This window comes from Rhodococcus sp. KB6, assembly GCF_001445685.1.
Lineage (GTDB): Bacteria > Actinomycetota > Actinomycetes > Mycobacteriales > Mycobacteriaceae > Rhodococcus_F > Rhodococcus_F qingshengii.
Window position 1 is genome coordinate 1 of the sequence record NZ_LNAK01000020.1, and the last position, 23317, is coordinate 23317.

20 protein-coding genes and 4 pseudogenes are annotated in these 23317 nt (G+C 63.3%); 17 read left to right on the plus strand and 7 right to left on the minus strand.

All coding sequences use genetic code 11. The annotated features are described in order from the left end of the window. The first annotated feature begins 143 nt into the window (after positions 1 to 143). The 10 genes from ASU23_RS03750 to ASU23_RS03800 all read left to right on the plus strand — a co-directional run bounded on the left by ASU23_RS03750 (position 144) and on the right by ASU23_RS03800 (position 10240). The gene (locus ASU23_RS03750) at positions 144 to 590 is read left to right on the plus strand and encodes a hypothetical protein (protein ID WP_058037291.1); all 447 of its coding nucleotides are present in this window, start codon (positions 144 to 146) and stop codon (positions 588 to 590) included. 139 nt (positions 591 to 729) lie between these two features. Then, complete coding sequence (locus ASU23_RS34175) at positions 730 to 1152, plus strand: hypothetical protein (protein ID WP_058037292.1); 423 nt, start codon at positions 730 to 732, stop codon at positions 1150 to 1152. 75 nt (positions 1153 to 1227) lie between these two features. Beyond that, positions 1228 to 1536 (plus strand): hypothetical protein, encoded by a 309-nt coding sequence (locus tag ASU23_RS34180; RefSeq protein WP_058037293.1) that lies wholly within the window; start codon positions 1228 to 1230, stop codon positions 1534 to 1536. A 192-nt stretch (positions 1537 to 1728) separates the two neighbouring features. Then, positions 1729 to 2229, plus strand: coding sequence for a hypothetical protein (locus tag ASU23_RS03765; protein ID WP_058037294.1), 501 nt, complete (start codon positions 1729 to 1731; stop codon positions 2227 to 2229). A 285-nt stretch (positions 2230 to 2514) separates the two neighbouring features. Further along, the gene (locus ASU23_RS03770; RefSeq protein WP_058037295.1) at positions 2515 to 3462 is read left to right on the plus strand and encodes a phosphatase PAP2 family protein; all 948 of its coding nucleotides are present in this window, start codon (positions 2515 to 2517) and stop codon (positions 3460 to 3462) included. A 221-nt stretch (positions 3463 to 3683) separates the two neighbouring features. Beyond that, positions 3684 to 4292, plus strand: coding sequence for a hypothetical protein (locus ASU23_RS03780; protein ID WP_058037297.1), 609 nt, complete (start codon positions 3684 to 3686; stop codon positions 4290 to 4292). Next, positions 4256 to 4960, plus strand: coding sequence for an ATP-binding cassette domain-containing protein (locus ASU23_RS03785; protein ID WP_322943295.1), 705 nt, complete (start codon positions 4256 to 4258; stop codon positions 4958 to 4960). The genes ASU23_RS03780 and ASU23_RS03785 overlap by 37 nt, the downstream gene beginning before the upstream one ends. After that, on the plus strand, positions 4957 to 5721 hold the full coding sequence (locus tag ASU23_RS03790; RefSeq protein ID WP_058037298.1) for an ABC transporter ATP-binding protein: 765 nt from the start codon (positions 4957 to 4959) through the stop codon (positions 5719 to 5721). Before ASU23_RS03785 ends, ASU23_RS03790 begins: the two co-directional genes overlap by 4 nt. Then, entirely contained in the window at positions 5718 to 8378 is a 2661-nt protein-coding gene (locus ASU23_RS03795; protein WP_058037299.1) for an FtsX-like permease family protein, read from the plus strand. The genes ASU23_RS03790 and ASU23_RS03795 overlap by 4 nt, the downstream gene beginning before the upstream one ends. Positions 8379 to 8842: 464 nt before the next feature. Beyond that, positions 8843 to 10240 carry an FAD-binding oxidoreductase gene (locus ASU23_RS03800; RefSeq protein WP_058037322.1) on the plus strand — a complete coding sequence of 466 codons (1398 nt, stop codon included), beginning with the start codon at positions 8843 to 8845 and terminating at the stop codon, positions 10238 to 10240. Between the two features lie 829 nt (positions 10241 to 11069). On the opposite strand, the gene ASU23_RS03810 is transcribed toward ASU23_RS03800, so the two are convergent. Together ASU23_RS03810 and ASU23_RS03815 are read right to left on the minus strand one after the other, a co-directional pair. Then, positions 11070 to 11540: a hypothetical protein gene (locus ASU23_RS03810; protein ID WP_156423089.1), complete on the minus strand. Its 471-nt coding sequence runs from the start codon at positions 11538 to 11540 to the stop codon at positions 11070 to 11072. A gap of 14 nt (positions 11541 to 11554) precedes the next feature. Further along, entirely contained in the window at positions 11555 to 12025 is a 471-nt protein-coding gene (locus ASU23_RS03815; protein ID WP_082661324.1) for a DUF1272 domain-containing protein, read from the minus strand. A gap of 189 nt (positions 12026 to 12214) precedes the next feature. Between ASU23_RS03815 and ASU23_RS03820 the strand changes: the two genes are divergently transcribed. The 6 genes and pseudogenes from ASU23_RS03820 (at position 12215) to ASU23_RS03845 (ending at position 17744) form a co-directional block, all read left to right on the plus strand. Beyond that, entirely contained in the window at positions 12215 to 12502 is a 288-nt protein-coding gene (locus tag ASU23_RS03820; protein ID WP_058037303.1) for a hypothetical protein, read from the plus strand. 262 nt (positions 12503 to 12764) lie between these two features. Further along, entirely contained in the window at positions 12765 to 13169 is a 405-nt protein-coding gene (locus tag ASU23_RS03825) for a hypothetical protein (protein ID WP_156423090.1), read from the plus strand. Between the two features lie 49 nt (positions 13170 to 13218). Beyond that, positions 13219 to 14358, plus strand: coding sequence for a DUF2510 domain-containing protein (locus tag ASU23_RS03830; protein WP_082661319.1), 1140 nt, complete (start codon positions 13219 to 13221; stop codon positions 14356 to 14358). 1122 nt (positions 14359 to 15480) lie between these two features. After that, a pseudogene (locus ASU23_RS03835) lies at positions 15481 to 16727 on the plus strand (lipase family protein). A 41-nt stretch (positions 16728 to 16768) separates the two neighbouring features. Further along, positions 16769 to 17155: a hypothetical protein gene (locus ASU23_RS03840; RefSeq protein WP_058037306.1), complete on the plus strand. Its 387-nt coding sequence runs from the start codon at positions 16769 to 16771 to the stop codon at positions 17153 to 17155. Between the two features lie 202 nt (positions 17156 to 17357). Further along, positions 17358 to 17744: a hypothetical protein gene (locus tag ASU23_RS03845; RefSeq protein WP_156423091.1), complete on the plus strand. Its 387-nt coding sequence runs from the start codon at positions 17358 to 17360 to the stop codon at positions 17742 to 17744. A 151-nt stretch (positions 17745 to 17895) separates the two neighbouring features. Here ASU23_RS03845 and ASU23_RS03850 read toward each other — a convergent pair whose 3' ends face one another. The 5 genes and pseudogenes from ASU23_RS03850 to ASU23_RS33860 all read right to left on the minus strand — a co-directional run. Then, the gene (locus ASU23_RS03850; protein ID WP_058037307.1) at positions 17896 to 18231 is read right to left on the minus strand and encodes a hypothetical protein; all 336 of its coding nucleotides are present in this window, start codon (positions 18229 to 18231) and stop codon (positions 17896 to 17898) included. Then, positions 18228 to 19016 (minus strand): hypothetical protein, encoded by a 789-nt coding sequence (locus tag ASU23_RS03855; RefSeq protein ID WP_058037308.1) that lies wholly within the window; start codon positions 19014 to 19016, stop codon positions 18228 to 18230. Before ASU23_RS03855 ends, ASU23_RS03850 begins: the two co-directional genes overlap by 4 nt. A gap of 245 nt (positions 19017 to 19261) precedes the next feature. Continuing rightward, a pseudogene (locus ASU23_RS03860) lies at positions 19262 to 19685 on the minus strand (IS30 family transposase); the annotation flags it as partial. 136 nt (positions 19686 to 19821) lie between these two features. Then, positions 19822 to 21273 (minus strand): group II intron reverse transcriptase/maturase, encoded by a 1452-nt coding sequence (ltrA, locus tag ASU23_RS03865; protein ID WP_172827008.1) that lies wholly within the window; start codon positions 21271 to 21273, stop codon positions 19822 to 19824. Positions 21274 to 21884: 611 nt separating this feature from the next. Beyond that, positions 21885 to 22467 (minus strand): annotated as a pseudogene (locus ASU23_RS33860) (IS30 family transposase); the annotation flags it as partial. A gap of 54 nt (positions 22468 to 22521) precedes the next feature. On the opposite strand from ASU23_RS33860, the pseudogene ASU23_RS35070 reads away from it, so the two are divergent. After that, positions 22522 to 22902: pseudogene (locus ASU23_RS35070) on the plus strand (integrase core domain-containing protein); the annotation flags it as partial. Between the last annotated feature and the right edge of the window lie 415 nt (positions 22903 to 23317).

Sequence of the window (23317 nt, forward strand, 5' to 3'; positions counted from 1 at the left end):
GCCGGCACTCGTACTGCAACTATCTCAGCCCTGCCGACTACGAAAACGCTCACACATCCGATAGCCTGCAGAAAGCCGCGTAATCACAAACCCCGTGTCCAGTTTCCGGGGTCAAGGCCCTGCCGGTCTGGTTTGATGTCTAGATGAACAAGGCCTATGCCTCGGCACTCGGCTTGGTCTGTGCATCACTAGTCGCCGGATGCGGGTCGAGCGATGCGCCCGTCATCGCTGCGCAGTCAACCGCAAGCGCTCCCTCATCGCCCCGGGTGCCCTCCGATTCGCAGGACTCGGGGCGATACGGGATCCTGGTGCCAGCAGTCGCCACCAACCCAACGCTCATGGGTGCCGAATCGATCAGCTTCGACCTTCCTGGTATGAGCTTCGACGAGGCGGTGCGATGGATGGAAGCACACCTACCCCTGGATGTGAATCTCGACGGACTGATGCCGTGTGGCGCGAAGCAATCGGCAGGGATGCACAGTTGGTACTGGCGAGGCGGCGCGGATGCACCAATGCTCTCAGTGACGGTGTTCGATGCACCGATCACACAGGTCGGCATCTTCGGCGGCACCGATCCAGTGGGCTGTTAGGACGACACGGCATCTGAAGACGAGGTTCGAAATGTATGGATGAACCGCCTTGTCGCCCCTGCTACGGGTCATGATTTCAGTCGGAACGCGGACGTGCCCGCATGCCCTGTGTCCACGTTGGGGTGGCCCAACACCGCCGATGCAGCGCCTCACCAGTGCGCTGTATCAACCTTGCCCACTGCGGCTGGGGACCAGTCACGCCAACCTCACTGAGTACGATCTCCGTCGGCGGAATCTTTTCAGTCCACTCGCCGGCGTTCCCGCGGACCTGCCGGTCGAACCTGTGTTGACGTTCCTGATCTTCGCGAGCATGGTGCGACGCGACGCCACACTCGCACCGATGTTCAGCCTCGCCCCGCACCGCTCGAAGCCCGACACAGTTCGCAAGATCGTCCCGATCGCCGGGACCTACGGCAGCGAGGCAGGCCTGTTCTCCGTGACAGCGGTGATCATCGGCAGTTCCGGGGCGCCAGCCTGGCCGCGCATACAGTGGTCAACCAGCTCACCTACATCGTCTTCCAGATCTCGGTGGGCATTTCGCACGGTTCGTCCATCCTCGTGAGTCGGTTCATCGGACTGGGTGAGGCCGTCAAGTCAAGGATGACGGCGAAGGTGGCGTTCTCGCACGGCGCTATTCGTGGCCGCCTGTGTCGGTGTCGTCACCCTGCTCGCGATCGCGGTCTTCCAGCAGTTCGCCGACTCGGGCCAGAACATCGGTATCGGCCTGTTGCGGGGAGCCGAGGACACCACGTCGAGCTTCAAGATGACCCTGATCGGGTACTGGGAGGTGGGCCTTCCCGTCGGCCTGCTGTGCGCGCACGGGCTTGACCTGAAAGCACCCGGAATGTGGATCGGCCTCTCCTGCGGGCTGCTCACCGCCGCCGTCCTCCTGTTACGCACCTTCACAAAGCGGCTGCACACAATCGAGACGCAAGCCGTCACCTAAGCTCGGACTTCTCTCCGACGCCGATATCGTGATCGGCGCAGACGTGCGATGAATAGCGCCTGATCCTTCGTAGGCACTCGAACGACTATGCCATCCTGGTTGTCGGGTCGTCGTTGTCGGCCAAGTGAGCGCGCCAACGTCCTGGCCGCGTGCCCCGTCGATTCGGACGGGCACGCCGGAGTGCTCATAGAGATGAGGGTAACCAGGTTGGCCGAATTCTCCCGTTTCACCCAAGAGGTCTCGGAAGTCTTCAACGCCCGCATCGTCGACGAGGGCAAATTGGGGGCGTTCGTCGTACTGGTGTCGTTCCTGATCACATTCGTCGGTGTGCGGATGATCACGCACGCCGTGCGGCGCGGTAGCAGACTTCTTCGGAACGTCCACGTCGCCGGAACCCATGTCCACCACCTGGTACCAGGCATCGTGTTGCTCCTGGTGACCGGGTATCTCGCGTTCGCCGTCGGATATGGCGATCGACCGCTCGTTGCGGCGCTGTTCGGTATCGGCGCAGCACTGACGTTGGACGAGTTCGCCTTGTGGATTCATCTTCGTGACGTGTACTGGGAGCGTGCAGGCAAACGCTCCGTCGATGTGGTGCTCGCCGCCGCCGCAGTGGGCGCTCTCGTCGTTTTGGGCCTGGACTTCTGGGAGGCGGTCCTGCGAGCGGGTACACAGCTACTTCAGAGCGCGTAAGGACACTTCCGAGGATCGGGCGCAGAGCCGGTCACCGTGCACCACAAGCATTCGGAACTGACACCGCGAACGGTCTTGTTCTCTCGGCGTGCCCGACCACGACACCTCGAGGCAGGATTCAGACCAGACCGCGCCGCGTCATCACAACCAGTCGGGCCACGCGTCCTCGACCAACAAGATTCGCCTTGCAAGTTCGTCGACGTATGCAGGTCCACGAAATCCCTTACGCGACGGTGATCAGGGGCTCTCAACGTTTTCACAGCTGTCACGGCGAAGACTGGTCGTATGTCTGGAACCCTCGACACGGTGCGTGTGCTCGTGACGGAGATTCGGACCGAGTCAGCGACCGCGGAGGTCGCGCTCTGGACGATCTCGATCTCGGTCGCGGCGTACGTCGGTGCAGTTGGCGCAGGCCGGAAAGCCCGCGCACGCGGAGCTGACGCGCTCTCGGCGGCACACGGTTGGGGCGCAATGCGGTTCGCGGCGTTGTCGACGATGTTCGCCCTCGTGACGGTGCAGGTCCACTCACAGGGTTGGTTGACCGGGGCGGACGCTGCGACGCTCGATTGGAGTCTCGCGCATCAGTTCGGCGGCTTGACGTCGGTGGCTGTGGTGATCACCGAGGTCGCCACTCCGGTCGGGCTCGCGGTCATTGCAGTGGCAACCGCTGCTCTGGTGTCGTGGCGTCGACGATCGTGGGCGCCGGGGATGCTGATCGTGGGCACGGTGGTGGCCGCGGCGGCGGCAAGCACTCTCACGACGATGATCGTCAGGCGCTCGCGACCGGAGGCGGCTGCCGAACTCGTCACCGGAGTCGATTGGACGTATCCGTCGGGGCATGTGACCGGGATCGTTGCTCTTGCCGGGGCGCTGTGGGTTGTGTACGGCGCGCGTGTGCGGACCACTTCTGTCCGCGTTGGTGTCGGGGCTGCGGTTGTGTTCGTGGTGACCGTTGTCGCAGGGGCGGGGCTCTACCTCGGCGTGTGCTGGCTGACCGATGTGTTCGCAGGCGTGCTGCTCGGCGCAGCGGTCGCTACTGCCGCGTCTGTGGTTGCCGAGGTTTTCACGATCAGGCGCCTGCCGGCCGCCTTCGTCCCCGCCGACGATCTTCTCCTCAGGACAATCACCCACCGTCCTTGCCCGGGTGAGTCCGGATACCGCACCGTGAAATCAGGAGGTTGGCCACGGACGTCGGCCGGAATCGACCAGGTGATCTCATGCCAGAACTCATAGACCAACTCTTCGATTGTCGGGTCCGGCTCCGTGCGGCGCTGGCCGAGAACCACCTGTCCGCAGTGGCGGTCCTCGAACAGCAGATCGAATTCCTGCTTGAGGCGCTCGGCGGGGCGGCACCAGAATGTCTCGGCCCGAAAGCAGGGGACTGTCGTGCATCACCCGTTTGATCGTCGATCGTTCACGAAATCAACAGTTCCGAGTGCGCCGCGGAGGTCACCATGAGGTTTCATCGCAGCCGCGTCATCCTGATCGCGGGATTCCTGGCCGCAGCAGTGGCAGGCGGTTGCGACCACAGCCCGTCGACGACCGGTACCGTCCCGAGCTCCTCGTCGTCGGCACCCAATGCGGCACCTGAGAGCAACCCCGCCGGCGACATCCCCGACAACCAGGTGTACGTGACCTTCACCTCGCCCGACAATCTGTTCACCGTATCCGTTCCCGAGGGCTGGTCACGGAGCTCGGTCGGCGCCGACACTGTCTTCTCGGACAAATTCAACTCCATCAGAGTCCAGACCACCGCCCGCGCCGATGCACCAACGGTCGATACGGCGGCCGCGGAGGACCTCGCCCCCATCGCGGCCACGACCCCCGGCTACATCCCCGGGACGGTGTCCGCGGTCCAGCGCAATGCGGGGCAGGCCATTCTGATCACCTACACGGCAACCTCGGCGGCCGAACCCGTGACCGGAAAGTCCGTCAACGAGGCAGTCGAGCGGTACGAATTCTGGCGGGACGGCCACGAAGTGGTCCTGACACTGACCGGGGCCCGCGGCGCGGACAACGTCGACCCGTGGCGCGCCGTGACCGATTCGCTGCAGTGGTCGTGATGGCCGCCGAACCCGCCGTGCAGGCATCGTCGCTGTATCGGTTCTACCGGGCCGGCAACGAGGAAACCCTGGCGCTGCAAGGGGTTTCCGTCACTGCCCGGCACGGCGAATTCATCGTTGTCGCCGGCCCGTCCGGTTCAGGAAAATCCACCCTGCTCGCATGTCTGGCCGGAATGGACGATCCCGACGGGGGATGTGTGCGCATCGCCGGCCGGCGGATCAGCCACCAACCCCCACCCGTGCAGGCACGAATACGCGCCTGTCAGGTCGGGATGCTCTTCCAGGGCGCGAATCTCCTCCAACACTTGACTCTGGCGCAGAACATCGCCCTCGTACGAGGCCTCGTCCATCGCCGCAACCGCGTGAACACCGCCAACGTGCTCGGAGAACTGGGACTGGCCCACCTCGCCGCGGCCTACCCGAGCCAACTCTCCGGCGGCGAACTGGCCCGCGCCGGACTGTCGGTCGCACTCGCCAACGCACCGACCGTCCTACTTGCCGACGAACCCACCGGCGAACTCGACAGCATCACCGAATCCGCAGTCCTCGACCTGCTCACCGATGCCGCCGGGAGCGGCACCGCCATCGTCGTCGCCAGCCACAGCGCCGCCGTGGCGGGCGCGGCGACCCGGGTGATCACCCTCGAAGACGGGCGGGTGCGCCCATGACCGGACACAGCCCAGGCGCCACACCTGATCCGAGCGCATCGCGCATCGTGGTCGAGTGCATCGGGCTCGGCCGCACTTACGGCACCGGCGAAGCAGCAGTGACGGCGGTACGCGAGGTGAGCTTCGCGCTGCCCACCTCCGCACGGGTCGCGTTGGTCGGCCCCTCCGGATCCGGAAAGACCACACTGCTGCATCTGATCGCCGGTCTCGACACGCCCACCACCGGCACAGTGCGATGGCCGGCTCTTCGCGACATCCGCCGGGGCCGGGCCACCAAGGTCGGGATGGTGTTCCAGGGCCCGAGCCTGCTTCCTAACCTGGACGTGACCGAAAACGTCGCACTTCCGCTCCTGTTCGCCGGCCAGTCCGCGGACCAGGCGATGCAGCACGCGGGCATCACTCTCACCCTCCTGCAGATCGGCGAGCTCGCCGACAAGCTGCCAGACGAGCTCTCCGGTGGGCAATCCCAGCGGGCCGCGATCGCCCGGGTCCTCGCAGCCCGCCCCAAGCTGATCCTTGCCGACGAACCCACCGGCCAACTCGACCACGTCACCGCGTCCAAGACCATCGCCGTACTCCTCGACACTGCCGACGCGATCGATGCCGCCGTGATCATCGCCACCCACGACCCGGCTGTCGCGGACCGTCTCACCGCCCGGTGGACGATGCTCGACGGCAGACTCGACACCGACAGCGCAATCAACAGCCCTGGAGCCGGGTTGGGGGCCGGGGCGATCGATATCGACGGCGACACACCATGATCGGGATCTGGGCACGAGGACTGCTGCGTCGGCGAAGCGCTCGACTGACCGCTACGGCCGTCGGGGTCGCCGCATCCGTCGCTCTGCTTGCCGGCGTCGGCATCTTCCTCGCCTCCGCGCAGAGTTCGATGACCGATCGAGCCGTCCGCAGCGTCGTCGTCGACTGGCAGGTGCAGGTCCAACCCACCGCTGCCCCGGATGGTGTCCTCGCCCTGGTAAGCACCGCCGCCGGGGTACGGACCGCGGTCCCGGTCGGGTTCGCCCGCTCGAGCGGATTCTCCGCCGCCAAGGCGGATACGACAACGACCACCGGGCCCGGCATGGTCCTGGGGCTGCCCGATGGATACCGCACCGACTTCCCCGGCGCACTGCGCACTCTGACCGGCACGGACAGCGGGGTCCTCCTCGCGCAGCAGACCGCTGCGAACCTTCACGTCACCCGCGGTGACACCGTCGAGATCGGGCGGGCCGGTCTGCCCTCCGTGCCGGTCGTGGTGGACGCAGTGGTGGACCTGCCTCAGGCGAACTCACTCTTCCAAACCATCGGCGCGCCGCCCGGCGCGCAACCGGTCGCGCCGCCGGACAACGTGATCCTGATCGACCAGGTGCGATGGCACACACTGTTCGACCCGCTGGCCGCCGCACGTCCCGACCTCGTCACCACCGAAATTCATGCCGCACTCGATCACTCGTTACCGAATGATCCCGCGTCCGCCTACGGCGCGGTGACCGCCGCGGCTCACAATCTCGAAGCCCGCAGCGCCGGCACGGCGCTGGTCGGAGACAACCTCGGCGCGAGTCTGGGCGCCGCCCGCTCGGACGCCGCCTACGCGCAGGTTCTGTTCTTGTTCCTCGGGCTGCCCGCCGCGGTGCTGGCGGGCCTGTTGACCGCCACCGTCGTTGCGACCGGACAGGTACGCCGCCGGCAGGAACAGTCGCTGCTTCGCGCCCGCGGCGCCTCCCAAAGCCAGTTGCTCCGACTGGCCGCCGTCGAAGCGGTCGTGGTCGGCGCCGGTGGGAGCATCGTAGGGCTGATCGTCGCGGCCCTCGCCGGCTGGGCTGCCTTCGGATCCGTGCGGTTCGGCGCCACCGCTGCCGGTGCCGCCGGATGGGCCGCGGCAGCCGCTGGCACGGGAATGGCTGTGGCTGCGGCCGCGGTGCTGGCGCCGGTCTGGCGGGACCTTCGACGGATGAGCGTCACTGCGGGTCGAGCCACCGTCACCTCCCCCACTTCCCCTGCGTGGGCGCGGTTCAAGGTCGATATCGTGCTGCTCGCCGCGTCCGGTGTGCTGTTCTGGCTGACCAGCCGAAACGGCTATCAACTCGTTCTCGCGCCAGAGGGCGTGCCCACCATCTCGGTGTCCTACTGGTCATTCGCCGCCCCCGCCTTGCTCTGGGCGGGCGCCGCACTGCTGATCTGGCGGCTCTCCGACCTGATGCTCGGTCGCGGACGCCGGATCGTCGGGACCGCCTTGCGTCCGTACGCTGGATCACTGTCGCAGACGGTGGCCAATTCCGTTGCTCGTCAACGACGTCCACTCGCTCAAGGGATCGTGCTGCTTGGCCTTGCGCTGGCATTCGCATTCTCCACCGCGACATTCAATGCCACCTACCGGACTCAAGCCGAAGCGGATGCGCAGCTCACCAACGGTGCCGACGTTACCGTCACCGAATCGCCGGGAAACCCGGTGCCTCCTAATGCCGGGACCACACTGTCGGCTGTCCCGGGCGTCCGGGCAGTCGAACCGATCCAGCACCGCTTCGCCTACATCGGCGCCGACCTGCAGGACCTCTACGGCGTGAACCCGTCCAGTATCACCACCGTCACCACAGTGCGCGACAGCTATTTCCGTGGCGGCACTGCCACCGACTTGATGAACAGGCTTCGAGCGCAACCTGATTCGATCCTGGTCAGCGCCGAAACAGTCAACGACTTTCAGCTCTCCCCCGGCGACACCGTCAACCTGCGCCTGCAGGACGAGCGCACCCATCAATTGGTCACCGTGCCGTTCCACTACGTGGGAGTAGTCGCCGAGTTCCCGACCGCCCCCAAGGACAGTTTCTTCGTCGCCAACGCGGCCTACATCGCCGTACAGACGGGCAGCGATGCGGTCGGCGCCTTCCTCGTCGACGCAGGAGGCCGCGACACCCCCGCGGTCGCCGAACGCATCCGAGCGGTCGTCGGAACCAGCGCGACAGTCACCGACATCACCACCACCCGAGACGAAGTCGGATCCAGCCTCACTTCAGTGAACCTCGCCGGTCTGACACGAATCGAGCTCGGCTACGGCTTCGTCCTCGCTGCCGCCGCAGGGGCACTGGTGCTGACGCTGGGGTTGACCGAGCGGCGACGCGGCCTCGCGATTGCGAGTGCGTTGGGCGGCAGCGCCCGACAACTGCGGTCATTCGTCGTTGCCGAGGCAGGTGTCCTCATTGTGGGCGGTCTGCTCGCCGGCAGTCTGACCGGCTGGGTGCTCTCGCAAATGCTCGTCAAAGTACTCACCGGCGTCTTCGACCCGCCACCGACATCGCTCACGGTGCCGTGGGTGTATCTCGCCTCCGTCGGCACCACACTCGTCGTGGTGATCGTGATCGTGGCGGCGACGACCAGTCACCTGGCTCGCCGGGCACCATTGACCGTGCTGCGCGAATTGTGACGCGGGCCGAGGTTCTGTTTTCCGCCCGTGACGATTCTCAGCCGCACACGGCGAGTGCACAGCACCCGATAGGCAGCCGGCGGCAGTCATCTCCTGGGTGATCGGCGGCGCTGCGATCACCATCCTGGCAATTGGTTCATACCGAACTAGGCGGGATGCATCCGGTCTCGAGCGGCACCGCACGGTTCCCGCATTTCCCTTCGGCGGAGCCGCAGCATGATTCCCACTGTGCGGTGCGTCCACGCTCCGTCAACGGGTTTGCTGAGCGAATCCGACGAACATTGTCGCTTTGATCGTGAACGTGTTAACAGGACATCTACCTTCGGGATCAGCTGGCAACGACGCGTTGACTTTGTGCCCCGTCGCCGGCTCGGTTGGCCGCAGCTGAAAGGACGCTGAAAGCCGACGACACGCCCCGGTCGTGTGCGCGCAAGATGGAACTACAAGCTACCGAGGAGGCAGACATGCCGATACCGGGCAACCCACCAAAAGCGCGCGACCGCAATCTGACTGAACTCGTCGACCGATTGCCCGACGGGGCAGTGCTCACCGATCAACAAACGCGATCGGACTACCGGCAGGACTGGCTGCACGACCCCCAGGCGGAACCACCCCTTGCGGTCGTGCGCGCCACATGCACCCGGGACGTCCAGGAAGTCATGCGATGGGCGAGTAACCACCGCATCGCGGTAGTGCCCCGTGGTGCGGGCTCCGGCCTTTCCGGCGGAGCAACAGCGGTCGCCAACGGTCTCGTACTGAGCCTCGAACAGATGCGGATGATCAACATCGATCCTGCAACCCACACCGCAACGGTTCAACCGGGACTTCTCAACGTCGAAGTGAAGCGTGCCGCCGCGGAACACCGACTGTGGTATCCGCCGGATCCGGCATCGTTCGAATTTTGCTCCATCGGTGGAAACGCGGCTACCAACGCCGGAGGGCTGTGTTGCGTCAAGTACGGGGTCACCACCGACTACGTCCTGGGGATGGAAGTGGTCCTCGCGGACGGCACGGCCGTCCGACTTGGTGGTCCCCGATTGAAAGACGTCGCCGGTCTGTCGCTGACCAAGTTGTTCGTCGGCAGCGAAGGCACTCTGGGCATCATCACGGAACTTACACTGCGACTGCTTCCTACACCGCCCACGTCATCGACCGTGATCGCGTCGTTCGACTCGATCGAGGACGCGGCCGGCGCGGTCCTCGCCATCAGCCGGTGCCTGCGTCCGGCGACCCTTGAACTCATGGACCACACTGCCCTCCGAGCGGTGGAGAGCTGGAAGCCGACGGGTTTGGGGCATACCGCGGAAGCCCTCCTTCTCGCGCAGTCCGACGCTCCCGGCAGCTATGCCCGTTTCGAGGTCGAGTCCATGGCTGACGCCTGTCGATCACATGGCGCCGTCGAACTGTTCAGCACCAGCGACCCAGACGAGGGCGAGAGGTTCTGCGCTGCGCGCCGCATGGCCATCCCAGCACTCGAACGAACCGGCAACAGAGTGCTTGTCGAGGACGCGGGTGTACCGCTGCCGGTTCTCCCAGCCCTGTTTCGCGGGATCACCGACATTTCCGCGGCAGTAGGGGTGACGATCGCGATCGTGGCCCATGCCGGCGACGGAAACACCCATCCGTTGATTGTTTACGAACCTGCGGACTCACGTCAGTGCGCTCAGGCCGAAGTCGCGTTCGACGAAATCATGAAGCTGGCGATCACGTTGGGCGGCACCATCACCGGCGAACACGGGGTCGGGCGACGCAAGGCCAGCTGGTTACCCGACTATCTGGGCGCCGAAGCGATGGCCCTGAACGTGCGCATCAAGCAGGCGCTCGATCCGCTGGGCATCCTGAACCCGGGAGCGGTGTTCTGAGGGCAGCTCCCGAGGAGCGGTAGCGGGCGCCGTCGCCCGCACGACGAGGCGAGTTACCTGCTCGCGAATACGTCGTCCAGTGTCACCATCGCGAGATTCCGTTCGACGAAGATTCTGCTCGCCGACGAATTTCCGCCTGTCTCATTCCACGACGTCGAAGTGAGCGGGTTTGCAAAATTCACTGGTATCGCGGCGATCGGGGCCGACAGGTAGTCCGCGGATTGGGCGTTCTGCATCGCCCGCGATGTCGCTGCATCCAGCCTGTCGGGTCGACTTGGTTCCTGCCGCCACCATCCGTGTTCGACTTCCCTGCACCTGGCAACAAGTCACGGGCGCGTGCCTCGGCCCCGTTCCACAGTGAGAGGCCGGGGTTACCACCGACGCAGCCTCCGGCGATCGACCCGATCGACACGGCGGGCACTGAACCCTCCACGAGGGTCGTGGGCCAGAAGTCCTCGGTGGCCGCATGCGTGGCGGGGAGAGGGATCTCGGAAGACGGGCACCGGTCGTGAACACCGCCGATACCCACCCAGATCAGCCGCGGAGCCTTTCGACGTCGCCACCGTCGTTCGGCCGGATCGTTGAATCCGCGGATCCAGTGCCGGCCCTGCGCATCAGTGATCGGCGTTCCCTTGCAGTAGCACGCAATTGCTCGGCACTGTCATAAACGCGCCCCCGATTGAGTGCCCGGGCGAAATCACTTTCGTAGCCGGCAATCATGCCTCCTGTAGTTCTCTAGTCAGACTAGTGATGAATACGTCTCTCAATAGCGCTACCTGCCAATCGATTTCGAAACTCTGGCTACGCGCCCTCTGGAAGCAAGGGCACTTCAGAACAGGTGGGTGTCGCGGTAATCGTTGGTGCCTGGACATTCTTCGACGGCCGCGGCGGTGAATTCGGTGAGCGGGGGTCCGGCTTTGCTGATGTGGCACCACATCGTGGTGTCTCGGAGGTCGAAGTTCTCGTCGCCTTCGCGTGCGATGAACGAGTCCGGGGATTGGTGGGTCAGCGCGGCCAGGGCGAGGAGCTGCTCGAACGAGGGGTAGCGGGTGCCGGCCTCCCATTCGTCGACTGCCGGCTCCTGCACCCCGCATGCAACGTCGACCTCTGGGCCGTACAGCTCGGCCGCGTCGAGTGCGCGGGTGATCCGGTATGGGGCCAGCGCGCCGGTGATCCAGTGTTCGTAGGCCAGGTCGTGGGCGGCTCGGCGCTGCGCCGCAGTGAAAGCCCACTCGGCTCGCTTCCGCAGACGCGCTGCTGCACGGTCCCCGGCTACACGGAATCTGGTGGGTGTCGACATGGTGTGCTCGTCGGTCACAGCGCCTGTGGCTTCCCATCGGCGCGAGCTGCGTTCTCGTCGAGAATGTGGCCGTCAGGGGTTCGGAACACGTCTTCCCCGCGAAGTGTGAGAACGGTGATGAGAGCTTCTCGCGGTGTGCAGTCGGGCCGCAGATGACGCACCTCGATCGCTGCCAACCTTTCTCCGTCGGTGGCCTTGATCTGCGAAATCAGATCCCGCTCGGCATCGGTGAGCTCGAGGACCCCGGAGGGCTGGCGTTGGGCGAGGTAGCTACCGATTCGGCCTGCCCATCCCCGACGAATCGCCGGTGCTTGCGCGGTGCGACGAGGACGCGCGGTCAACTCGCCGCCGCAGTTCGGGCACTCGTTGTCCATCGCCGCTGAGCAGTCGACGCAGAAGGTGCATTCGTAGCTGCATATTGTTGCGGCGGCGGCGTTGTCGAGGCAGGTGCGGCACCTCTCGCAGATTGTTTTCATCGCCAACATCGCCGCTCCTGGAGTCGTCTCGCCTTCCGGCGCAGTGCATCTGTCAACGTCAGAGAACCACACCTGCCCGGATTCGACCTACGGGGTCACGAACCCATCTCCCGGCCACTTCAGGCGTCCGTGAGGCCCGTCCGTCGCGGTGTTGCGGCACGATGATGTGCACGGTCGATCGGTGATTCGGAGGAAGTAATGAGCAAGGATTTTTACACTGCGTCGGAGCTGGCGGATCTGGGTTATGTGTCCGAGCGTCTGACGTCGGTGTTCGGTGAACCCGATTCCGTCGACGGGGAGTTCCGTTGGGATGCCGACACCGTTGTTGCCGTCGAGCGGGACGTACTCGCTCCTGCTGCCCGGATCATGTTCGATGCCTTCGCTCCGGAGTGGAACACACGGGTCCAGATGAACGGATCGAACCTGGCTCTCGGGTGGCCTCAGATGGAGCAGATGCTCGCCCGAGTGACGATGCGGGAAGCCTAAACGCTCGGGCCTGACTTCCGTGCGCTCTGAGCTGCTGACATTTGGCAGTTCAACTGCTAGGCGTCAGGCCGCAGCACCGAATATTACGGAGAGCTTTTGGATCGGTGGTCCGCCGGTGCACCAGTCGATAGCGCAATCTCGGGCGGGCAAGTGCTCTCAGATCCACTTCAGGGGAAGGTACTTTCGCAGGATGGAGGACTACAGCAATACCCTCGGCCAACTCGCAACATGGACGTCGTGGCTGCCAATGAATGATGTTCGGATGCAAATCAATCCGGGAAATCCTGGCGTCTATGTTGCCAGGTACGCCGATTCCGGCCACATCTTCTACGTAGGCGAGTCTCATCGTCGAGGAGTCCGGGACCGGCTGGACGAGTATCGATTGGGGTACGACCTCAACGGCCTTGGTGCTGTACTCGCAGATTTAGCATTTGCCGACGCCGCATTCGTGCGGGAACGATTGAACGAGATCGAATCGGGAAGCCCCAAAACCGCAGTCCAATGGATGAAAGCTGCAATGACTCGGCAGGCCATCGAGTTCTCGGTTACCGAAACAGCAGACGGACCGTCTGCTCAAGCACTCGAAGTGAGGGTTCTCGCGGCGATACCCTGCGAACATCTGCTCAACAAAGCTGCGGTACGTGCGCGCCAGACGGACAAACCCTGACGGCCCACTGCCGAATCCATCAACTCTGCATCCCGCTACGCTAACGCTCATGAAAAATCCCGGTGATCCTCGCAACATTCCGGCTGGCTGGTATCCGGACCAGAATTCCGGAGTGCTGCGTTACTGGGACGGACAGGGATGGACTGCCGAGACACAGCCCCTATCATCCGCCGATACCTCGTCAGTTCTGCCAAAACGAAATATTCCAGTGAAATGGGTCGCAGCAATCAGCGCCATGATTCTCTTCGCCGCAGGAGCGGCGATTTTCGTTAGTAGCACAGCAGACGAGAACGATCGATGGTCCGCCTTCCCGATGTCCCTGACGTGCGCGGAAGATGCGGACTCCAACGGGCTCTACTTTGTCCCTAATTCGACTGTTACCACTGTCAAGCAGGCGAAACTCACGTACGAGGGTGATCAAAAGCTGGCCCTCTCGATCGAGTTCGCGCTGTTTGCCCCACCTCATCCGAGTCTCGTGATATCTCCCTTCTCCGGAGAGCAGATTTTTGCGCCGGGAACGCTCGATTACCGCGTGAGCATCAATAGTTCGGGTGACGAGTCGGGTTTAGTGCTCACCGCACTCACTTCTGACGGCTGGGGTGCGTTTCGATCAGATTTGGCGATGAAAGAGATTCTCGGAAAAGGTATTCCGAGTAATTCGGCCAAGAATTTGCTGATGTCGTTCAACAGTTCAGGAAACACTGTCCGGATGGAGTACGACTTCAATGGGCAAACCGACATGTTTGGTGACGGAGCCTTCGCTCCCACTGTCCGGATTGCTACTGCCCTGGTAGGTCCGGCCACTGCCGAATATCCGGAGGGGATACGAACCAACTATGCGGGCCAATTGTGCTCAGCGGATGCACTGTCAGCGGCACCACAGCCTCCGACGCAGCCTGCCCCTGTAGCAGCACCTGAAACTGCGGAGACAACTGCTGCGCGAGAGAAACAGGTTGCTGATCTTCTTGCCTCACACACGCTGCCGTTCAATCTTCCGGTCGGCCCTGCCGACGACGTTACGGAGATGGATCCTTCCGGCATGGGGGCATCACTGTGTTACCAGCTCAAGACCAACAATCTCTCGTTCAATGGAACGACTTCCCTCTTGAGCTTGGATCAAGCCCACCAGTGGATTGAAGATGTGGTGACCGTCTACTGTCCCGAAAACGTCACCAAGATTCCCTGGTGAGCACTCGCTGCGCATGAGACTGCTGGCGGAACCATGCCGAGATCACAAGACTGGGCGTAAGACCGACGGCCAGTGTCTGGTGAACACGGAATTTCATTTGCTGGACTGAAGCAACTGACCGCCAAGGACGGATTGCACTTCCTCGCAGACTTGCGAAACTTCACATTTGACAGCCCACTGGTTACCCCACACCCAGTTCGGTGTTGTTGGGTTCTTGCGCGCCTCTCCCATTGGTAGGCCGAAATTGGTGTACCACGATGACGCTACTGCCGCGGACGAGAATACGGAGATATTCATCGAATACTCAATGGCATAGTTCTTGGCGGGATTTGCAGTGTTGCACTGCGCTATTGCGGGGTCCGAGCCTGGGTCGTGGGGTGCGTAAATCCCGCACGGCAGACCACCATCCACGAGCGCTCTTACTAGTTCTACAGGGCTTGTATACGCCACGGATTCGTCACTAATAGTCAGTGCGTCGTTGTTCATCGCTACATCGTGCTGTCCTTCAGTGGAGTTGCTGCAACCAACCGCACCGAACAACAACACTGCACACACAAGATGCCATTTCACCAAGGCAGTATCGCATCCGCATTCTGCACACCTGCCCACCTGAATGACTCGGCAGGTTTCTCTCCCTGCGTTTTTGCCTTGGCCACGTGGCATTTTCGGGAGGTTGAGACACTGTCGATATGACTCGGACCCCTGCCCCGGACGAGGGCTGGAGTCCGCCGCCTGACGATGGTCAGGCCGGAATGGTTCTTTTGCCGAATGGTTGGTGGGGGTTTCGGTACAAGGCTGGGGTGAGGCCACTCATCGTGGAGAAACCGGAGGAGCGCGACGCACCTCCGGACAGCTCTGCCGGGTTCGATCGTCCGGATTGCTGATCCTAGAGGTCTATAAATAGCCTTTTACCTGGTAAGACGACACGTCCCCCTCGCTCCTCGAAGGGTCGGCCGGGCGGGCGCCTGCTCGCCCTCCGGATCAGGGGACACCCCGTTGAGTTCAACGTCCGATTTCGGACACGATGCGCAGGTCATCGAGCCGCTCGGTGACTAACCCGGCCGTGGCGCTCGTTCGTTCGTGAGCGATGCACTGCGCTTGGACTTCGACGAAAGCTGAGGAATGCGCCCCATCGCCCCGCGATCACACGTCCGAACTATCGCTGCTCTTCTGGCCGCTTGTGCTGCCGGCACCGCTGCGGTCGTTGCCGTCGCCCCGGCAGCGAGTGCGTCGCCGATCATCTACCCGGCCGCGTTGACCGACAGCTTCTACGCCTCGCCCGGTGATCTGGCCGATCACCGACCTGGTGATGTGCTCGCTGCGCGGCCTGTGTCGGCGCCGGCAGGCTTTCTCAACACCGATGCGGTGCAGCTGAAGTTCCGGTCGACGAATTCCGAGGGTCACCCGATTGCGGCGGTGACCACGGTTCTTTCACCTCGCGGCGCCGCGCCGGGTCGGCCGTTGTTGTCGTATCACCCGCATCATCAATGCTCTGGGGCTCGGCTGTGCGCCGTCGACCGCGATGTACACCGACGACCCGAAGCTGGCGATCCGCGAAGCCCCTGGCCTGAACGTCGCCATCGCGAAGGGATGGTCGGTGGCCATCCCCGACCATCTCGGCCCGCCGCGCGCCTACGGGGCGGCCAAGCTCGGCGGACAGATCACCCTCGACGGCATCCGCGCCGTGCAACGATTCGACTCGCTCGGTCTCGGCGCGAGCCCCGTCGGGATGGCCGGCTACTCCGGCGGCGGAATGGCGACGGCGATGGCCGCGGCGATCGCCCCGGTCTACGCTCCGGAACTCGAGCTCGCTGGCAGCGCCTACGGCGGTGCTCCGATGAACATCGACAAGATGGCCAAGGCCCTGGGCCAGCAAAAACACCCGGCATTCGGGCTGGCTATGGCCGCGGCACTCGGTCTCGAACGTGAATACCCGGACCGTATGCCGATCACGAGTCAGCTCAACGCTGCCGGGCAGCAGCTGCGTGATCAGATCGCGAATGCCTGCGCCAACGAGATCATGTTGTACGGCGCCGGCCGATCCCTCGCCGATGTCGCGGATCCTGATGTCGGCGTGGCGCTGCTCGACAGCGCGGACATTCAGGCCGTGTTCGCCGACAACAGCGTCGAAGACGTTTCTTCGGTGCCCAATGCCCCTGTGTACGAGTGGCATTCGAAGAACCGATGTCCTGATCCCGGTCGAGGCGATCGACTCGACAATAGCGCGGTACTGCGAAGGCGGGGTGCCGGTCACTTCCGATGTTGTCTCCGCACCCGACCACCTCTCTGCGGCGGTAATCGGCTTACCCGGCGCACTCAAGTTCCTCGACGACCGCTTCGCCGGGATCGCTCCGACCACGAGCTGCTGACACCCATCTCCGATCCCCCACCACAGAGAGCAGAGCGCATCATGAGCATCGCAACACGATCCTCACCCTCGACGTTCACGGCATGTGCCCTCACTGCCGGGCACCGCGTGCAGTTCGTTCAGCCGGCAGACCTGTGGTGGACCGTCCGTGCGGTATCCGACGACCACCAATTCGTCATCCTCACCAGGCCGAACCCCGAAGGCGAGGGCGTCGTCTACACAGTCATCGACAACAACCGCGGTGTTCGAGGGCCGGCCAGCCTCTGGGGGAACGGCTACGAAACCGACGATCAGATTGCCCGATCGCTCAGCGACCTCGTCGATGGAAGATCGGAGGTCAGTCGTCGGCCATCGCGATGGGAACAGACGCGCATCGCCGCGGTACTGCTGCCCGTGAGTCCGCCTTGCGCCGATGTCGAGCAGCGATGACGACGATGTCGCCACATCTGACCTGCAACGGGTGTGGAATCACCACCGAGGAGAACGAAAACGGTTGCGCTGACATCGAATCCAGCCTGCAACGAGGGTGGGCGCATGCCAGGGACGAAAACTACTGCCCGATCTGCGCCGACGTACGAGCCCACACCTGGGGCGCTCACCGACAAAAGAACGAACCGAAAGGTAAAAAACGATGACCCACGACCCCTCGAACCTCGAATCAGATCCGACCAGTGCGGCGAGCCGACGCAGGCCCTGGGAGTCCCTCGAAGCTGCCCTGGCCGATATACCCGAACCGCAACACCACGAACTGACACGCATCGAACACGCAGCTCTCGCTTCGAGAGTGTCCATGCTTGCGTTGCAACCTGACCTGAATCACCCGCGACGATTTGCCTACCCCATCGACGTCCGTGACACCCTTCAGCGCGCCGCGCTCATCCATGCAACTCTTGCCGCCGCATCCACACACTGCTTCCCGGGCGACCCGAACTATGAAACGAATCAGACTCGAGGAATGGATCACCCGACCAGCCGGCCGCCACAGAACGACGACGAAGTTAACTTGCCGACAAGCTGACAAGTGTGGAACCGCGAAATACCCCGGCCCGATTGGAGCCGGGGTATTTCGCGTATTCAAGGCCGTATTCACTGGCATTCGTCGAAATCAGATCGGTAAGAACATGTGTCCGGACGTCCTCTTCATCGCCACGAAGGTCTGGACGCGAGCGTTAGGGGCCGGCGCTGCTGATGGCGTCCGAGGTGACCCACAGCCACAGATCCAGTCCGGTTCTCCCGTCGCCGGTCAGCGCATGAATTTTTACGCACCCGAGCCACTGACCGTCACTCAGGAGCACCCACGCATAAAGCTTTCCCGGCATGGTGCCTTCGAGGCGAAGACCCCCGGCGAGCACCCGCAGCGGGAGCCGGTCAGGGCGCGTGGCATTCTTCGCCAAAGGCAAAGCGCGGTTCGTCTCGACGATGACCGGCTTGGGCTCTGGGAGCGGGCGCAGGGTCGGGGTCAGTGGCCACGGCTCACGCCAACCGGTGAAGTCCGGGGCGGTCATAGCGCCTGCGGAAGTGGAAGCGAGGCCGCTTCTTCGGGAGCGGGCGCAGTCCACCCCACTACCCCGTCTGCGGCGCTCAGATCGAACCTGCCGGACCGGGGCCGTATACCCCGGCCACTCGCCTCCACATCGACGGAGAAGCCTGTAATGCGCCCATAGCCCTGCCCGATCCCCGTGTAATTGGCGACATGGGAAGCGATGCGGATATCCGCCCCATCCCACCGTCCTTCGGTGACAACCAAGCACGCACCCTTACTGCGCGCACGGGCAACCACCGCGCGCGCCCTGGTCGGCGGAACGGCGGCACCAGCCAGTCCGAGAACAACCAAATCCATCCCGTCCAGCAAAATCGCCGCCACGTCTACCGCCGCAGAACCCGGGGTAGAAATCAGGGCGCAGCGGGCGAGGTCGGCTCCCATTTCGGAGGCCGCGAGGAGTCCGAGCTTCGGCAGACCGACGATCGCGGCGTGCTTACCACTGCCGGTGACCGAGGCGAGCAAGCTCAGCAGCACCGACGACGCACCGTCCACCGAGACGACCGAACCGCGTGGCAGGCCACCCCTCGGGAACAGGGAAGCGAGCGCCGGAGGAACCTCGAGAACACTCGTGGTGGATTCTGTGATCGTCTCGGGCCGGGTCTCGAACCGCGATTCGCTGTGCTCGGTAGGTACTGCCGGGGCAGCAGCCCCGTCGGTACGTGCGGGGATCGACGCCATGCGTCGGCGCAATGCCTCGATACGGTCACCGGGATCCAGTGACGCGAGAGAGTTCGGGTCGGCGGTCACAGGTGCTGACCTCCTCCGTCATCGCCTTACCGCCCACACTCTAGTCGAACATATATTCGAAATCGAGTGGAGAGCATGCCGGCGCTTGCCTCTGAGATGGGATCGAGTGTTTTGATCCGGCGCAGCAGGGAAGCCGTACGGGGCGGGGAGGGGCGAAGTACTGAAGGGGTATCTGCGCCCGCACCGCACACAAGGAACCACCAACCGGCTGCTTGGGTTCCAGCGGTCGTCGCAACACTGGTGATTTATTTCGCCGGAAGTACTAGATCACGTAAACGCTCGGCTGGGGGTATCCCAGTCGAGCGTTTTTCGTGGTCGCCCGTTAAGTTCTTGGGCAACGCGTTCGAGATCCTCAGGACCGTGCACGGAGAGGTCTGTTCCCTTCGGAAAGTATTGGCGCAGTAGGCCGTTGGTGTTCTCGTTCGAGCCTCGTTGCCAGGGGCTGGCGGGATCGCAGAAGTAGACGTCCATGCCGGTGGAGATGCTGAAAGATTTGTGGTTGGCCATCTCCACACCTTGATCCCAGGTCAACGACCCGCGTAGATGTTCGGGCAATGTCCCCATTGTTGCGATCAGTCCGTCTCGGACTATTTCCGCACTGTGTTCCCCCGGGATGTGAACGAGCATGACGTAGCGGGAGGTGCGTTCGACGAGCGTGGCGATCGCCGATCCACCCAGCGCACCGATGATGTAGGGGTCGGACCGGGGCGCGGTGCCAGGATCACTCCCAGCCCGTTTCCCCGGCCCGCCCTCCGCACCGGACGTGCGACTTTCATCGCATCCGGCGCTCCACGGACTGCCACTGTCAGGCAGGGACCGAAACCCCCGCGCTGGTCCACGGTGTGGGGATATTGCTCGCCCGCCACCGATACCGAGTAATCGGAACAGTGGTGGTGTCAAACATGATGATCCCGTTCTCTTGCGGACGATTACCTGGCCTGCCGGTCAGGAAACGCCGGTAGAGATCCGCCCACGTGATCCGTTTGTGCCGTTTGAGCATCCATTGGGTAACCCGATGCCAGGCAAAGGAATCGAGGTATCCGAAGGTCGCCTTCGACACACCGTGACGGAAATACGCACACCAACCCCGGAGCACCGAATTAAGGCGTCCGAGGAGATCAGCAAGTCCATGATGACGTGCCTTCTTCGTCAGCGCCCGCACCTTCGCCATGATCGAAAGCAACGCCTTCTTCGACGGATAGGTGTAGACACTCATCTTGTTGGTTCCCTTCTTGCGGCGCCGCTGGATACGGAACCCCAAAAAGTCGAACCCCTCGTCCAGGTGACACACTCGGGTCTTTTCCACGGATAGCCGCAACCCCAGCGGGGCAATGACATCCGCGACTTCGTCCCACAATGCGTCCGCGTGCGCCTTGGTTCCGGCCACCATGATCACGAAATCGTCTGCGTAACGAACGCTCCGATAGGTGGCCCCGCCACGCTTGCGGTGTGCATCTCGCCGCTGGGATGTCAGATGAGCATCCCATTTCGCACAGAAATGTGCGTCCAACACCGTCAGAGCGATGTTGGCCAGCAACGGCGACAGTATGCCACCCTGGGGTGTTCCGGTATCGGATTCCCTGACCGTTCCGTCGCCGGACATGATGCCCGCCTTCAGGAATGCCTTGATCAAGGCAAGGACACGTTTGTCGACGATCCGCGTACGTACCCGCTCCATGATCGCGGAGTGGGCCAGTTCGTCGAAACACGCCGCGATATCCGCCTCGAAGACCCAATGATAGGTCCGGGTCCCCAACGCATGTATCTCGGCGATCGCGTCCTGAGCGCGACGTCGGGGGCGGAAGCCGTAGCTGACCGGCTTGAAATCCGCCTCGAAGATCGGCTCCAACACCAATAACAACGACGCTTGCACTGTGCGGTCCATCGCCGTGGGGATACCGAGTCGCCTGAGTTTGCTGCTCCCCGGCTTGGGAATGAGTATCTCCCGCACCGGAAGTGGAGCAAAGCTTCGAGACTTCAGCTGATCTCGAACCTGATTCAGGAATGCCACCGTCTCGGCGTCCCCCGTAATGGACGCAGGTGTGCGCCGGTCCATGCCGGCTGACCGCGCGCCCTTGTTGCCCCGCACCCGGTCCCACGCGACGGTGAGAAAATCCGGGTGGTGAACGAGGTTGAACACATCATCAAAGAGACGATCGGGATCATCGACCGCCCAGTGGTGCAGCTTGCGTTGCATCTGTCGTACCCGCCATGCCGCCCGATCGGGATCGGGCCATGACAGCTCACCAGTATTCACCAGTGCCTCCGTTCGTGTCTCGTTCGCTGCATCAATTCCGCTGGGGCCCTTAGCCATGTACGAGGCTTTCCCTCGCTCGGACTACTACGGCCCCTCCGCCCCACCACGAGGCCATCGACAGACGACGCGTCAACCCGATCCGCTGACCTCTGGAAAAGGTCAGCGTTCGGGAGCCTCATGGTGGTTCCCACGTTCACTGTGAACCGCTCGAGGAGGGAGGTGCCCAGCTATGCCCCTGCGATATCGCCACGGCTACGCCGCAGGCATTCACCGTGGCCTCCAGCGGCAGCGACCTAAACCGCAACCGGAGTTCCCAACACCGAAACGCGAGTGGTGTTGGTGCGCATCGCAGACCAGCCCGAATCCACCGGGTTAGAGCTGGCGGGAGACTTGAGAGGCGTTAGAACACTGGTTTCTCTCGTACACCTTCTCCTCATGCTTGCCGGACCCAGACCATCCGGTAGTGCTGGCCTGTCCCGTCGTTGTCGGGGCTGCTTGCCATCCTCACCGGCGTCTCCCGGTTCAGACTGCCCCCAGCTTCGCTATGCTGCTGCGACAGCACAACGGCGCAGGTCTTTCACCTCCGCTCGGTTACACAGCGCCTCGTGGCGCACGAGATCACCTTCCCAATGGCCGGCTTCACTCCGATCAGCGACGCTCTCGGGGCGCTGGTGGATAGTGAGCATGGGCTGTTCAAATCGGGGACGACGGCGGTCGCCGGCAACGTGAGCACGACGATTCTGGCGGCCGGTGCGCAACGGTGATTGCCGCTGCGGCGCTAGTGGTGAGGGTCGCATCAGCAAGGATCCGGGCTGGTAAAGGGCCTGGTAGATGCTCTCGTGGCACAGTCGCATAGCTGGTTCGGCGGGAAATCGAGTCGTCAGATGGCGGCTGATCTGCTGCGGACTCCACCGTTGGCCCAGCAACTGTGACACGGCGTCGAACAATTCGGCAGAAGATTCGATTCGCCGCTGACGATGGCGTGCTCGCCGAGCGACGGCCCGTCGATGGGCTTCGTGGGGACGATACGTCCCGGAGGTAGAGGCGTTGCGTCGAAGTTCGCGCGATCGTCGACGGCGATCGGTTCAACTGTGCAGCGATCTGCCGGATACTCAGCCGTTCACGTCGTAGATCGGCTACCTGCCGGGTGACCTCATCGGAGCCCTGCCCGTCACCTCCCGCACCCAACCCGATGGTCTGCCCACACCCCCCTGACCTTGAGTGTTTCTTCCACCGGGTGAGCCCAATCAGTTCACACCGCGGGCGTTCACCCGCCAGGTCAACAACTCAGGACTGGTCCCGTCGATGGGATCGGTCGGCGATTGCTATGACAATGCCGTCATCGAATCATTCTGGGGCAGAATGCAAACCGAACTCTTGAACCGGAAACGATGGAAAACGAGGATCGAACTGGCCAACGCTATGTTCGAGTGTCTCGAGATCTTCCACAACCGCCAACGCCGGCACAGTGCCCTCGGAATGCTCACCCCGAATCGAGTTCGAGAACGTACACTTCACACGTCAACCCGTAGCCTGAAGTCAAATATCGCGACTCCACGAGACTCGGGGCACATCAGTCCCCGGAAACTCCGGTGCGATTCAAGCCCACTCCCCTGCGGGCTGAGGTAACCCATGAAAGGTACCCACTCAGCAGAGCGCCTGGCGTCGTTTTCAAACCAAAAGCGATCCTGATGATGTTTTCCAATCGCAGACTGCGCCGTCCACATTCCACCTTCCCCAACGGTGTCCAGTGAATGCGGCACTGGACGGCGGCAGTCCCCTGGCGCGAAGATCCGTGTCGGCCTCGTCCTCGATCGGTATGCGTGTCGGTCCGCGAAGGATCGCCCAGTTGATTGACCGTCCGCTTGACAAGAGCGCAAACCGACTTCGCGGATTGCACAGCGGCAGCCACACCGTCGGCGGTGTCAACGACCAGCGTCGCCGCAGGCTGGACCTTTGACCGACAGCGTCTGCAAGTGCGCCGACATCCGACGCGGGTTCATTGACCGAGTTTGTCAGGGCATGACTCCGTCAGCTGCTCATC